At 44.8% G+C, this 13,055-nt stretch carries 15 protein-coding genes and 1 other annotated feature; of the genes, 3 read left to right on the plus strand and 12 right to left on the minus strand.

The features are described from left to right. Positions 1-30 precede the first annotated feature (30 nt). Both U719_RS07325 and U719_RS07335 read left to right on the plus strand, forming a co-directional pair. Positions 31-747, plus strand: a complete 717-nt coding sequence (locus U719_RS07325) for a GntR family transcriptional regulator (protein WP_023468112.1) — start codon at positions 31-33, stop codon at positions 745-747. Positions 748-1,402: 655 nt separating this feature from the next. After that, positions 1,403-2,986: a serine hydrolase gene (locus tag U719_RS07335; protein ID WP_023468114.1), complete on the plus strand. Its 1,584-nt coding sequence runs from the start codon at positions 1,403-1,405 to the stop codon at positions 2,984-2,986. 61 nt (positions 2,987-3,047) lie between these two features. Here U719_RS07335 and U719_RS07340 read toward each other — a convergent pair whose 3' ends face one another. The 12 genes from U719_RS07340 to U719_RS07400 form a co-directional block, all read right to left on the minus strand. Further along, positions 3,048-4,217 (minus strand): hypothetical protein, encoded by a 1,170-nt coding sequence (locus U719_RS07340; protein ID WP_023468115.1) that lies wholly within the window; start codon positions 4,215-4,217, stop codon positions 3,048-3,050. A 37-nt stretch (positions 4,218-4,254) separates the two neighbouring features. After that, the gene (locus U719_RS07345) at positions 4,255-4,593 is read right to left on the minus strand and encodes a hypothetical protein (RefSeq protein WP_023468116.1); all 339 of its coding nucleotides are present in this window, start codon (positions 4,591-4,593) and stop codon (positions 4,255-4,257) included. Positions 4,594-4,611: 18 nt separating this feature from the next. Next, positions 4,612-4,893: a hypothetical protein gene (locus U719_RS07350; protein WP_023468117.1), complete on the minus strand. Its 282-nt coding sequence runs from the start codon at positions 4,891-4,893 to the stop codon at positions 4,612-4,614. 32 nt (positions 4,894-4,925) lie between these two features. Then, entirely contained in the window at positions 4,926-5,351 is a 426-nt protein-coding gene (locus U719_RS07355; protein ID WP_023468118.1) for a hypothetical protein, read from the minus strand. 234 nt (positions 5,352-5,585) lie between these two features. Beyond that, complete coding sequence (locus U719_RS07360; RefSeq protein ID WP_023468119.1) at positions 5,586-6,440, minus strand: NmrA family NAD(P)-binding protein; 855 nt, start codon at positions 6,438-6,440, stop codon at positions 5,586-5,588. A 53-nt stretch (positions 6,441-6,493) separates the two neighbouring features. Beyond that, entirely contained in the window at positions 6,494-6,913 is a 420-nt protein-coding gene (locus U719_RS16470; protein ID WP_023468120.1) for an Rrf2 family transcriptional regulator, read from the minus strand. Between the two features lie 316 nt (positions 6,914-7,229). Further along, the gene (locus tag U719_RS07375) at positions 7,230-8,108 is read right to left on the minus strand and encodes an NAD(P)H-binding protein (RefSeq protein ID WP_023468122.1); all 879 of its coding nucleotides are present in this window, start codon (positions 8,106-8,108) and stop codon (positions 7,230-7,232) included. A gap of 233 nt (positions 8,109-8,341) precedes the next feature. Continuing rightward, positions 8,342-8,860 (minus strand): hypothetical protein, encoded by a 519-nt coding sequence (locus tag U719_RS07380; protein WP_023468123.1) that lies wholly within the window; start codon positions 8,858-8,860, stop codon positions 8,342-8,344. 20 nt (positions 8,861-8,880) lie between these two features. Further along, positions 8,881-9,351 (minus strand): hypothetical protein, encoded by a 471-nt coding sequence (locus U719_RS07385; protein ID WP_023468124.1) that lies wholly within the window; start codon positions 9,349-9,351, stop codon positions 8,881-8,883. A gap of 28 nt (positions 9,352-9,379) precedes the next feature. Further along, positions 9,380-10,273: a DMT family transporter gene (locus U719_RS07390; protein ID WP_023468125.1), complete on the minus strand. Its 894-nt coding sequence runs from the start codon at positions 10,271-10,273 to the stop codon at positions 9,380-9,382. Positions 10,274-10,499: 226 nt separating this feature from the next. After that, the gene (locus U719_RS07395; RefSeq protein WP_023468126.1) at positions 10,500-11,009 is read right to left on the minus strand and encodes a GNAT family N-acetyltransferase; all 510 of its coding nucleotides are present in this window, start codon (positions 11,007-11,009) and stop codon (positions 10,500-10,502) included. 15 nt (positions 11,010-11,024) lie between these two features. Then, entirely contained in the window at positions 11,025-12,251 is a 1,227-nt protein-coding gene (locus tag U719_RS07400; protein WP_023468127.1) for an MFS transporter, read from the minus strand. 63 nt (positions 12,252-12,314) lie between these two features. Beyond that, positions 12,315-12,571: a binding site (T-box leader), on the minus strand. 113 nt (positions 12,572-12,684) lie between these two features. Here U719_RS07400 and U719_RS07405 point away from each other — a divergent pair. Beyond that, a complete protein-coding gene (locus U719_RS07405) occupies positions 12,685-13,047 on the plus strand; it encodes a helix-turn-helix transcriptional regulator (RefSeq protein WP_023468128.1) in 363 nt (120 codons plus the stop codon). The last annotated feature ends 8 nt before the right edge of the window (positions 13,048-13,055 follow it).

Here is a 13,055-nt window from a genome sequence, read left to right on the forward strand (position 1 = left end):
GCACAAAGGACTAGAGGAAGAGGTGGGGGTATGTCGCAATCGACGTTACAGACGGCAATCAAGGAAGAGTTACTGTCGCGAATCAAGAGAGGCTATTACGAAGAAGGGAAGAAGTTCCCGACCGAGTATGTACTTTGTGAGGAATTTGATGTCAGTAGGACGACCGTTCGAGGTGCGTTGAACCAGTTGACGCTTGAAGGGTATCTGATTCGACAGCAAGGGCGTGGGACGTTCGTCGCCGGTAAAAAAGTGCGGCAGACATTGTCGCATACACCGAACAACTACGCCGCTCAGTTAGCGGTGCAGGGAAAGCGGGGCGAGGTGTCGTTGATACAATTATCCGTCGTCTCAGCGACCGACGTCTTGACGGAAGTCTTCCCTGTAAAAGAACAAGCACCCATCCAGAAAATTGAACGGATTCGTCATGCTGACGGTGAACCGACACAATATGAGATCTCATATATCCCGTGGTCGATTGCTCCAGGGATCACAAAGGAACAAGCAGAACATTCGTTGTTTGATACGCTATCGAAGGTCTTCAATATCCAAGTGGCGAAAACGACGGAGTCACTCGAAATCGTCCTTGCGGATGAATCCATCAGTAGTCATCTCAAATGTCCGATCAATGCGCCATGTTTTTATATCGAGACGGTGACAGAGGATCAGGAAGGTCGGATCATTGAATATTCACGATCTTACTTCCGCGGGGATAAGACGAACTTCGTAATTGAACGTTCGTATCGATAAATTCATAAGTTGACAAAAACATATATATTTACAATCTATTTGTTTCGAGTGGAAGATTTAAAAAATGAAAAAAGATGTCGTCAACTCTTTCATACCAAGAGGATGACGGCATCTTTTCATGTAGAGAACGGTTACACGGGATGAATTAAGAGTCGTGGAGTCGCTAACGATGAAGCGTCCTGTACGTAGCAATATCGTGTTAATGATGCATCATGGATTCGACAAAGTGTAAGCTGACGCTTTTGAAAATCGATCTCCTCGATATACACGTGTTCCGATATAGGTTCGGCATCTTCTGTTGTCTGCAAATACAATGGAATCCGTTCGCGCAACACGATAAACAGGACGATTTCGATTTGGTTAGTACTGGGTGTAGAGGACGTGTCGTGAAAGAAAAGGAGTTCGTTCATCGAAAGACTGAGGGTTGAGTATAACGTGTGTTGAGAAATTGAATATGTCGGGTTGGTATGAAGGTGCTGCATGATGGACCTCCTCATAATAAGAACGTATGTTCATATTATGAGGGATGGAATGAATTTTCGCAATCTTATTTAAAGCGGATATGAGAGACCTCGTAAATAGTAGAAGGAACAACCACCTAAATAATGGTATGATTAAAAAGGAGAATTATGCTAAAGATGAAGGGGTTGACTGTATGTTTTCTGCGCTTGAAAAACAGATTCAGGAAGAACTGGTCTCTCAATCCATTCCCGGGTTTTCAATGGCGATCGTCCGAGGACGGGAAGTCGTCTACGCCAACGGCTTCGGTGTAACGAACAAGGAGGAGGGTGGCGTTCCTGTCACGGCAAACACGCTCTTTCGAATTGGATCGTTAAGTAAACCGTTGACGGCGACCGCAATCATGAGACTCGTTGATTTAGGAAAATTGAATATAGATGTTCCAATCCAATCGTATGTTCCATTTTTTACGTTACAAGACGCGGCAGCTGCTCAGACTATCACGTTAAGAATGCTCCTAAGTCATACCGCCGGGCTACCGGATGGTACGGACATGGTCGGCAGTCGTGACTTGGATGCTTTGGAACAGTACATCAAACAAGATGTGCCACAGCTAACATTAATTGCTCCACCAGGACTGATTTTTTCCTACAGCAATCATGGATATAACATCGCAGGGTATGTTGCCGAATACGTGACGAAAACGTATTTCCCGGATTTGATGCAGGAAATCTTGTTTAAGCCGTTAGGCATGTTGCGGACGTTCTATGATCCGCTGATGGCGATGACATTTCCTTTGGCATTAGGTCATGAGCGAACAGAATCAAGCGAAGTCGTCGTCAGACCCTTCTATGACAATGCAGCGAACTATCCCTCTTGGTTTGCGATGTCTACAGCGGTAGACTATGCGAAGTTTTTGTTGCTACATCTGCAAGCGGGACGAATAGACGATCAGCCAATACTTACTGCCTCTGCCATTGACGAGATGCAGACGTCACAAGTGAGTCGATATAACCTGCAACAACTCGGATGTGGATTATCGTTCATCACGGAACGATACAAGGGAATACAAACGATTCGTCATGGCGGAGCGATCGGTACATATACGAGTTTCATGTTGGCTGCACCTGAGCAGGACCTTGCGATCGTCACGATGTCGAGTCAGGATTACGGTATCGATTTAGCATACGATATCCTGGATCAGTTACTCGAAACTGAATCGAGCCAAGAGATACTGCCAAAGAAGACGCCAAATCGCTCGAAATGGAAGTCCTACACCGGTCATTACTTAGGAAATCTGAACGGATTAGCGGAGATCTTCGCGGACGGTCATCATCTCAAGATACGTCTGAATGGAACTGAACTGATGTTACATGCTTTTGACGAAAATCTTTACTTTACACAGAATGCAGACGGGGAACCAGATATGACAGTTGGTTTTGTAATCGACGAGGAAGAGGAGACTCCGTTCATCGTACTGAACGGTCAGACCTGTAAACGGATGGACTCCGAACAGCTGATGCAACCTCGAATAAACGTCTCTTCTTTTGAAGGAGTGTATTCGAACGGAGCGATTTCGTTTGGTCTGACAGTCAAAGGAGATCAGCTACTTCTGCTGGATGAAGATCAAGAGTATTACTGTCAGCCGTTATTTGGTCACTTCTTCTATACGAATGAACAGGGACTACTGGAAGTCCGAGAAATCGAGCGTCAGAGAACACTCATCATTCAAGGAAGTTGGTCGTTTGAGGCGGTTGAGTCAAGTAAGGTACAAAGATGAAAAATGAATGGAACGGCGCATGACGGCCGCTCCATTCATTTTTATGTTTCAGCAGACGAGATTACTTCGCTACTTTTACGCGATGGTACGTCGTTTTTGTTCCATTCATGATGCTATACGCTAGTACACCGTCATGGTAAAGAGGAATGGAAACCAACTCTTCAAAGTCCGTCAGAGGAGCGACGGTCTTCGCTTTTAAGTCCGCATACATCAACTGATGGATGCCTTCGCGGAAGATGACTTGTGTATTTGAGAGGAACTGAATGCCGTCGATCGTCGTCTGGGCGCTCGAAGCAGAATAGTTCAGCGCCTGTTCGTCCAATCCGATGGGTTGGAACATGGCGTCGCCTTCTGTTCCAAGAGCGAGATAGGTACCGTTGCGACTGAAATCAATTAATCCGGATATCTCTTTTTTGTAGGCACCATCCAGCGTCTCAAGCACACGGACGTTCTTTCCGTTGTTAAAGTGAGACGTGAATAAAGTAACCCCGTCATCGCTATCGCGGTGCTCGTATGTGAATAGACCGTCTCGTGCCTTTCCTGTTTTTAAGATAAAGGACTGGAGTGGTGTGATCTTTCCGGTTTTTAACGAATACGACTTTAATGTGGAAACCGTTTTTTGTGCAGTCGCTTCTTGCGTGATCCAGGACGCGCGAGTTGACGTGACATCGATTCTCGGAGGAGATGTATCGAAGCGACTTTTTCCAGTATCCAGCGTCGTCACCTGATTCGTCGTAATGTTCAATTGACGAATCGACCATTTGACTCCGGTTTTTGTCGGCTGTTCTGTTTCGACCCATAGTAAAAACGCACCTGTACCCGTCATCATCGGGATTGCATTCTTCGTCGCATGGACGATTTTGTTGTGCTGTCGTTTCGTATCGTATGTATAGATGACACTCTTGTTTTCTTGTAGGTCAAAGTAGAAGATCTGGTTTTGATAGAAATACTGCGGATCAATCGAGACACGGTGTTTGCTTAATAAGGAAGAAAGGTCGTACGTTTTCGTTTGACCTAACGTGACGCGCTCCGTTTGCTTTTCTAATTCGATTGCTTGTTGGTTCTTGGAGTCGGTCGTTGCTTTCTTCAAGGAAGTGTTCACTTGTTCAGGTGATGCGACATTTTTTTGTGCTACATGCGGTGTTGCTTGTTCTTCCATCATGGTACAACCCGCTGTCGTCCAAACGATGGTCGACAGACAAAAAACGGATGCGAATCGATGTAATTTCATATCGGATAGCTCCTTTAAAGGTTTTCAGAAATGTAGTTCATTGCTGTACCTCATGTGAAGAGGGACTCGGACGACGGGTGTGAAGAAACACGAGATACCACCACTTTAATGTGTAGGCGAACAAGAAGACACACATCCATGCCCACGGTCGCAGTGTCGTCAATCCTTCGTAAAAATGTCTGAACTCTGTAATGTCAAGACGGTACAAAGAGTTCCAAATGAATAGTGCATACAGAAAAAGCATGGCTACCATCGCTCGGATCGACGCTTTTCTCAAGGCTGGATGCTTGATCGCGACGAAGATTGCACTGATAAGCGTGATGAAAAAGAAAGCATAGAATAATACCCACACCCACATGTCATTGGTTGGTCCCATATGTATTTTCCTCCTCAGTTAATCATGGATGCGTCTAGACGATCTTCTAAACAAAACAGAAAGAATGACATCAATCAGTAACCCGATCAAGAACCAACTGATCAAGGTCAGGATGTAGATCAGGAACAGCGGGACATGGAAGGAATCTAGCCATGTTCCAAGAAAAGATTGTGATTCAAGAAGCCAGAAAAAAGGGCTCGTCAGAAACAACAAGATATTTTTGTCGTCGTAGTCGAAGGCATTGAACAGACAGACGGCAAGTGAGAGCAAGGGAAGCCAGAGTCGAAAACCTTTACGCATTATTATTCATCTCCCGTTTGAGTGGGTGGGTTTCATCGGACTTGAATCAAAAAGGCGGATAGACCGTCACCATGTTCGTTCCATCGCGCAATGACCTCATAGGTATACGTACCTTGAGCAGAAGGTGCGATAAGAATGTCGTTTTTTAATGAAACCTGTTCACTTTTCGTTTTCGAATCCCAGCGTACGACTTCGAGCGTATCGGGTTTACGATCAAACGAGAGATGAATTTTGTCAGAGGGTGAGACGATGATGGGTTTACTTTTTTCAGTCATGTGTAAAGCATCCACATAGATCATGTCCGCACATTGAGCACTGAATAAACTAGACCAGCAATAAGAACCTTGGACAGTCGGAATTGGTTTACCGTTTACTTCGACGTCGGGGTCGTAGGGTTCAATACGGAATGGCTCAAAATAGATAAAAAAAGCAATCACGGCAAGTAGTGAGCCAATCAAAATGAATTTAAGGATACCAGCTCCTCCTTTATTGAATAAATAATAGTGTTAAATCGGAAATTAAAATCAATCAAGTCATATATCATGCAAAAGAATCTTCATATAGAATCATTTTCCACAATAAACTATCAAATCCCTTCAAATGGATGAAGGGATTATGAATGAGGCACACGTGTCTCTTTGAGACGACTAGGTTTTGAGGAAGTCATTTTCCTTTTACGAAGAATGGAGGAATCAATGCTTCTCCCAGTGGGCTTGATAATCGAGAATATATTGACTTAGGGGAATCGGCTCGGTACCAGTCACCTCGCGGAACTGACTGTTCGTTCGTTTCGTGAGTCCAAGACTAATCGGGAGGTGTAACATGATGACTTCATTGACGTAGCTTTTCGGATATCCTTTTTGAACCATCTTCATTTGGAAGAATGGAATCGAAGGGTTCGTGTAACGGATCGTCTTTCCTAGGAGTAGCGTCATCAGACTTGCGACCTCATGGAAACCGAAAACTTCCTCGCCATGCAACGTATAGACACGATTGAAATGGGGAGCAGGATGTTCGAGGCAATGGATGACGAACGTCGCGATATCGCGGATGTCGATCATGCTTGTCTTCCCAAGACCAGCTGGCGTAACGATTTGCTCGTGAAAACGGATGTCATCACGCATGAAGAGATTCAAATTTTGCATGTAGTATCCGGGACGGATGATCGTAAACGGGATGCCGGTCTCTTGAATGATCTTTTCGATTGTATGGTGAGGTGTCAGCGGAAAGACTGGAACATCTTTGAACGAGAGATAAACAATGTGCCGGACTGAGGTGAAGCGCAAATAGCGCAGAAAGAGATGGAACTGTCGTGTTGATACTTGGGACGGATACATCAAAAAGAGTTGATCGACGCCTTTTAACGCTTGTGAAAACGTTAAGATATCGGCGTAGTCCAGGTGACGATAGTGAAAAGCATTGCCGAATTTCTCTGAAGCAGCTGCTGGATCGATGACAGCCGCATGAAAGGGAATATGTCGCTTCATCATTGCATGACCGACGGCTAGTCCAACGTTTCCTGTGAATCCTGTTACTAAAATCGTCATGTGTAACGTCCTTCCTGTACACTTGACTGAACTGCTGTTTGATGAGAAGTAAATCATGATATGTCTAAGAAAAAGTGAGGTGGTAAATCGTCCGCTAATTGCTTTATCGTAACTTGATTGAGCGTATTAAAGAACGAAATCAGTGCAACATCTAATAGTTGATCTAACGCACGTACCTGATAACGCGTTCCCGGGAAAAGCGGACGTTCGAATAACGCGACGACATCTCCGACCCGGACAGTATGACTCAATGGGAGAAGTTGAACACCGCCTTCTCGTCCAGCATGGGTTCGTAAAAGACCTGCTTTTCCTAAAATTGAAATGATTTTCGTGAGATGCTCGTACGAGATGTTACATTGAAGCGAAATGTCTCTCGTCTTTACGTATTCTCCTCTTCGTGTCATCGATTTTGAGGTGTGTTCCAAAAAAAGTAATGTCAGTAAGCCGTGTTCCGTAGCACGTTTCAACCGCACGACCGCATCTCCTTTCAATTTTGACTGACGATGATATTAGACAATCAAAAGACAATATCGCGTCATGGAGGAAAAGGGCGCTTTCGTCATGTAAACATGCGTGTAGGAATCATCGAAAGTGATTAAAGCAGAAATGAGGTGTGCGCGAATGTACCGACAGGAGAGGCTTCGCCGTTGAGGCGTAATCAGTTCATCTCTTCGAGAATCGAAGTCGAGCAACAATTGCAATGGGTACTCTGTGAATATTGTCACCTGACAATGAATGCCGAGCCGGTGATAATAATCGACGATGCATTGACGAACGAACAGCGCTCGTTCATGAGTAATCATATGCTTTGCCCTCCTCTTCATTTACCCAATCGGATAGGTGGTCTTTTATATATTGGCGAAGGGTGATCGGGCGTTCACCAATCAGTTCTAAAAAGTGGTTATCCGTCTCATCCGCTAGACCTAATAAGATCGGCACATGAAGTTTGATGATTTCATTGGTTTCTTCGTAAGACAATCCATGTTGCATCATAAAGGACCGGAAAAAATCAATCGACGGGTTCGTATACATGATCTCTGTTTCAAGTTCTTCTCCGAGAAGCCGGGCGACTTCGTAAAAATTGTAAGCCGCTTCACCGCTGATCGTATAGATTTTATTGAAGTGAGTGGCTGGGTTTTCAAGACACGTCATCACGACGGTCGCTACGTCACGGGCATCAATCATGCACGTCTTACCAATTCCTGCCGGTGCGAAGAGGTGTGCATGATCTCGTAACATATCTCGCATGAACATGTTTAAATGCTGCATGTAGTAGCTAGGACGAATGATCGTGTAGGGAATGTCGGTTTGGCGAATGACGACTTCAATACGATGATGTGGCGTGAACGGGAGGGATAGAGCGTCTTTGGCTGAGAGGTAGACGATGTGTTGCAGGGCAGTCTGTCTGAGATAATGAATAAAATATTCGAATGTTTCCAAGTCCGCGTTTGCAGGAAATTCGAGAAAGATTTGATCGCATCCTGCGAGTGCTTCTACGAACGTCGAGGCATCCTGGACATCGAATCGACGAAAGTCAAAATGCTCTCCATATAATTCGGAAGCGGCTTGTGGATCGGATACCCCGATGCAAAAAGGCTGTTCTTCCGTGCGCATACGTTGGCTGACGAGCTGCCCGATCGGTGAAGAAAAGTCCGTAATGAAAATCATGGGAAAATTCCTTTCCTCTCTTAGATGAGCGAGGCATCACTGATGTTGGAAAGTGGTAAATAAAATACTTGTATTAGTTATATAATACCCTAATTATCCTTCAAATACCGGATAGATGATAGTTCCTGCTAAAAACATAATTAAGTAATCCATTTATTCAATATATGAACCTTAATATTCAAAAAAATTAATTATTAATACTTATGTTTACATATCTAGGTTTATTATGAATATTACCCGACGTACTTGTCGTGAAAGCTATTGTAAAGTTCCGCGTATGTTTCCTTGAGTGACTTAATCGCAGTCGCATCGCCAATGATATCCACTACATCAGTCGACACATACAAAAGAAAAACTGAGTCATAGAAGACGATGTAAGCTGGCGTGTACCCTCTATAGACTTTTGTGCAATAAGAAATGATTTCATTGAGCTCTATATCTTTCACATGCGCATATACGACACCCGTATGAGCTCCTTCATCTTCCACGATATACTCTTTCCAGTTTCGAATCGTGATCGATGATCCTACTCGAGCCTTTGCTAAGTAGCGCCGATGATGATGGATGTATGCAGCAACGAATAGAAGATGGATGGATCTGTCTTCTTGAAAAATCGTCTGAAGAATTTCTTTTAACTGCGAAGCAGTTAGGTCTTCCATTAAAAAGCGGATACGGCGTTCTGGTGTTGACTGAAAATAGGGTGTTGGCTTCCTGATATCAAGTTCGATCTGGAACTGAGATAAATCAAGCATATAGAAGTCTCCGCATTCTATTAAAGTTTTGGTGACGAATAGGGAATGTGACGGATGAAGGCATCCAGCTGAATGTCGAAGTACGCTTCAAGATCGAATCGCAGTTGCCTTTCTAAATCAGACAAGCATGTCACTAAGGTGTCGAGAGGAAAAACAGTGTTCATCCGTTCATCGCTCCAAATCGATTGAATATTTCCTTGATCAGCAGAAGGGGCCATCGATACGATTGCCCCTTCTTCATCATGGTCAAACTCCACCGAATAATAATAAAAGGCAGGAATACATGAAGGCGTCACCAATCTTTTCCACCGATACAACGATTCATAAAACTCGAAGATGGCTAACGATGTTTCAAGATATAGTGCATGATTAATGATGTTTTTGACATTCGCTTCAATCGACAGAATCGTGGGGATATCCTTTGCTGAAGCATTTGAAATAGCGTTCGGTGAATTTAAAAAATCATACGTATATCTGATTTGAGAAGACACGTTCATCACTCCGGTTCATGAATTGACATTAGCTGAATACTTTATTTCGTTGCCGAAACGGACGAATCCCTAGAGCAATCGAAGCCCCGATGCAACTAAATAGACACCCGATGATTAAAGGAAGAGATAGCGTCGATTCACCGATCAATACTGAAGCAACACCGCCAATTAGCGGAAATAGTGCTACCATATAGCCGCTCTTCGCACCACCGATCCGTTCGACGAGTTTCAAATAAAACAGCCAGGCAAGAAACGATGCAATCACAGTTAAATACAGTAAGGCAGAAAGATAGGTAACTGTTGTCGGGAGCGTAAGCGGTGTTCCTTGAATCATGACGATTGCGCCCATCACTAAACTCGCGACAGTGAATCCGATCGCATTGGCATGAACCGGATTGATTCGTTGCTTGGCGTTCCGCGCTGAACTGGCGTCACCTACTGACGTCAATAGCGTGCCGACTAGAGCAATCAAGACACCTTTTAAATCGGTCAGTCCATGGATGCTACCTAGACTCGGAACAATCAGGACACCGACGCCGATGATACCAAAACATCCCCCAATCCAAACGCGCGCATGGAGGGTCTCTTTTAAAAACAAGCGCAGAGCGATTGGTGTCAGAATGACCTTGAGTGAGAAAATCAATGTCACGATCGCAGCAGAGCTTAACATCGTCGCGTAATAGAGACATAAGTAACTCAGAGCGAAGTTACAGACACCGAATACGACGATGAAAGGCATGTCCGTCGCGGTAGGTTTGTTCGTTCGTTTAACGAATAACGCGAATAGAATGAAAAGAACAGCGGTCATCGCTAATCGATAGGTCAGGGATACTTCCAAGGCGACAGGTGTTCCTTGGATTTTGACAGCAATGAAATTCAGTCCCCAGACGATTAAACAAAATAAATACATGAAATATGTCATGGTTAATCCTCGTTTACGTATTTTCATTTCCAAATCTTTTCCTGTCTATCATCTTAACAAATATGAACGTCTAGAAAGAAGATTCCGTGAAAATCTTATTCTGGCACAAAAAAATCACTGATCGTCTGCAGGCAGTCAGTGATGGGAAACGCTAAATCGAAAAATACAATAAATTAGAAAATAATCACTTATCGTCAGCTTCGACGATTGATTTTAAAGCAAAGAGTTAATTCCATTTCCGCATAACAATCTCATCAAACGAAATCCCTTGATAGGGTACAGTATCAGGAATCGTTTCTACGATGTGAAAGCCAACTTTTTTATACGCAGCGATGGCTCGCTCATTATGTGAAAACACTTCAAGTTCAAGTTGATGAAGTCGAAGTTCCTCGAAACAAAATTGGAAGATGCAGGAGATCGCCTCTGTCCCGTAACCTTGACTGGTCCAGGGGAGGGCACGCATCGAAATACGAAACCCCGCTTGTTTCAAGTCTGCATCAATGTCTAAAATGGAACACTCACCGATTATTTCACCGGAGTTCAAACAGAGGGCGAAATCGAAGCGCGATGGATCAGCTTGAATCGAAAGAATGTGCTGTTCGATCTGTTCAATCGAAAACGTTGCTGTCGTACCAGTCAAATAACGTAATGTCTCATCCTGGGTTTGTTCGAATAAGACGTGTGCATCGGTCACGTCAATCGGACGGAGGAAAATTCGTTTTGCGGTCAGGTTCATGAATACCTTCCTTTCTCATGACGAAAGCTTGATTGTCTCGTCCGTTTCCGTCGTAAAATAATGCCGTTTCGTTCGATCCTGGACGATCCAAGCAATCCATCCACCGATGAACAGAAAGCTGACTGCAGCGACGGTATACGTCAAGCGGATTGAGGTCTCCGCATAGAAACCAATCAACGCCGTCAAGAGAATGACACCAGCTGACTGGACGGCGTGGATGCTACTGAGAAATCGTCCCATCGTTTCGACCGGAATGTGCGTTTGAGCGAACGTCATGAAGCCGGTGTTCGCAAAAGCAAGGGCGAACGTCAGCAAGAAAAAGCCGATTGCTGCCGTCAGGAACGATGTCGCTGTGGCAAAGATCAAATATCCGATCGGTGTCATCAGTGCTCCAAATTGAATCAAGAAGCGGAGCGACAAGCGACGTGTGAAGGTCGCATTGACGGCAGAACCACAGATGATACCGATTCCGGCGATACTGACGAGAAATCCATACGTACTCTCATCCAGCTGCAGAACAATCGTCGCAAACGAGGCTTCGAGCGAATCGAGTCCGCTCATCAGGACGATCATCAGCGCATAGAAGGCGTAGACGAGCGTGATATAGCGCCGCGTCCGTGCAAACTGAAGCGTCTCTTTCCAGTCCGCGAGAATCACTTTGAGTGAGAAGGTGGTCGCTGGAGTCATCGCCTGGCGGACGTCGGGCAAGACGAATAGTAAGGCAGCAGAACACAACAGCGCTCCCGCATTCAGGACGATTGCCGTCTCCGGAGAACCAATCAAAAATAAGAATCCAGCAATCGACGGTCCGAGAATAAAACCTGCTGACTGAATGAAATTCTTTAACGCATTGAACCGTTGGCGGCTGTTCTCCGGGACGAGCTTCGTCATGTAGATCAACGACGATGTCTCAAACAGCGTGTTGCCGATGTTCAGGATAAAGACAAGCGCATAGAGGACATACAACGAATCGATCAGTGTCAGTGAAAAGACGAGCGCGGCACGCGCGACGTCAAGCATGACGAGCAAGCGGCGCTGATTGATGCGATCAACGACACTACCAGACCAGAGGCTCGTCAACAGTGCAGAGATTGGCAACAGAATATAGAGAACGGAGACGGCGAACGCTGATCCCGTTCGTTCAAAGACAATTAAATTCAAGGCGATGAAGTAGACCCATGCGCCGATGTTCGAGACACCGACACCAAGTAATAGCAATCCAGGGTATTTCCAATTCGACATATGACACACTCCTTTTTATTGTTTTTTAAGCCAATAAAAAAATCCCACCTCCAAGACGTTGGTCTTGGGGACGAGACTGTGCGTGTCGTGGTGCCACCCCTGTTCGCGAGACCGTCACCGGTATCGCCTTCATCGGTACGACCGTTTTCAAACGGCAAATACCTGAGCTCGATAACGGGAGCACCCGTCACGATATCCCCGATTCGGTTCCACCGTGCTGCTCAGAGGCTTGGTTCGGTCAATGGCTGATGCTCCTTCCCACCAATCGGAGCTCTCTAGGAAAAGCCGAGATGACGTACTGTTCTCTTCGACGCGTTTGAATCATGTAATTTTTACCATCCTATCATGAGTTTCCTGAACCTGTAAATAAGAACATGAAATGAATCAGTTGACAACGGAAAGCAAGGATTGTAAATTAGGAGCATGAATTTAAATGTTTAAACGTTTAAACGGAGGCGCTATGAGAAAAAATGAACAGGATGTACAAGCTCTAGACGCAGCGGTAGGGTATTTTCAAGATGCGATTCCGATCTTTCAAGTCTTATCGGATGTCAATCGTCAAGCGATCATCATTGAATTGGCACGGTACGATCGTTTGAACGTCAGTCAATTGGATGAAAAAATTTCGTTATCTCGACCAGCGATTTCGCATCACCTGAAAGTATTGCGGGCAGCAGGAATCGTCGCTTCTGAGAAAGTCGGTACGGAGAACTACTATTATCTGACTTTACAAGAAGCGGTCAACGTCTTGAAAACATTGACGGCAGCCATCGAAGAAGATTGTATCCTACGCTGACCGAGGCT

Source organism: Exiguobacterium sp. MH3 (assembly GCF_000496635.1).
In the GTDB taxonomy this organism is placed as follows: Bacteria; Bacillota; Bacilli; order Exiguobacteriales; family Exiguobacteriaceae; genus Exiguobacterium_A; species Exiguobacterium_A indicum.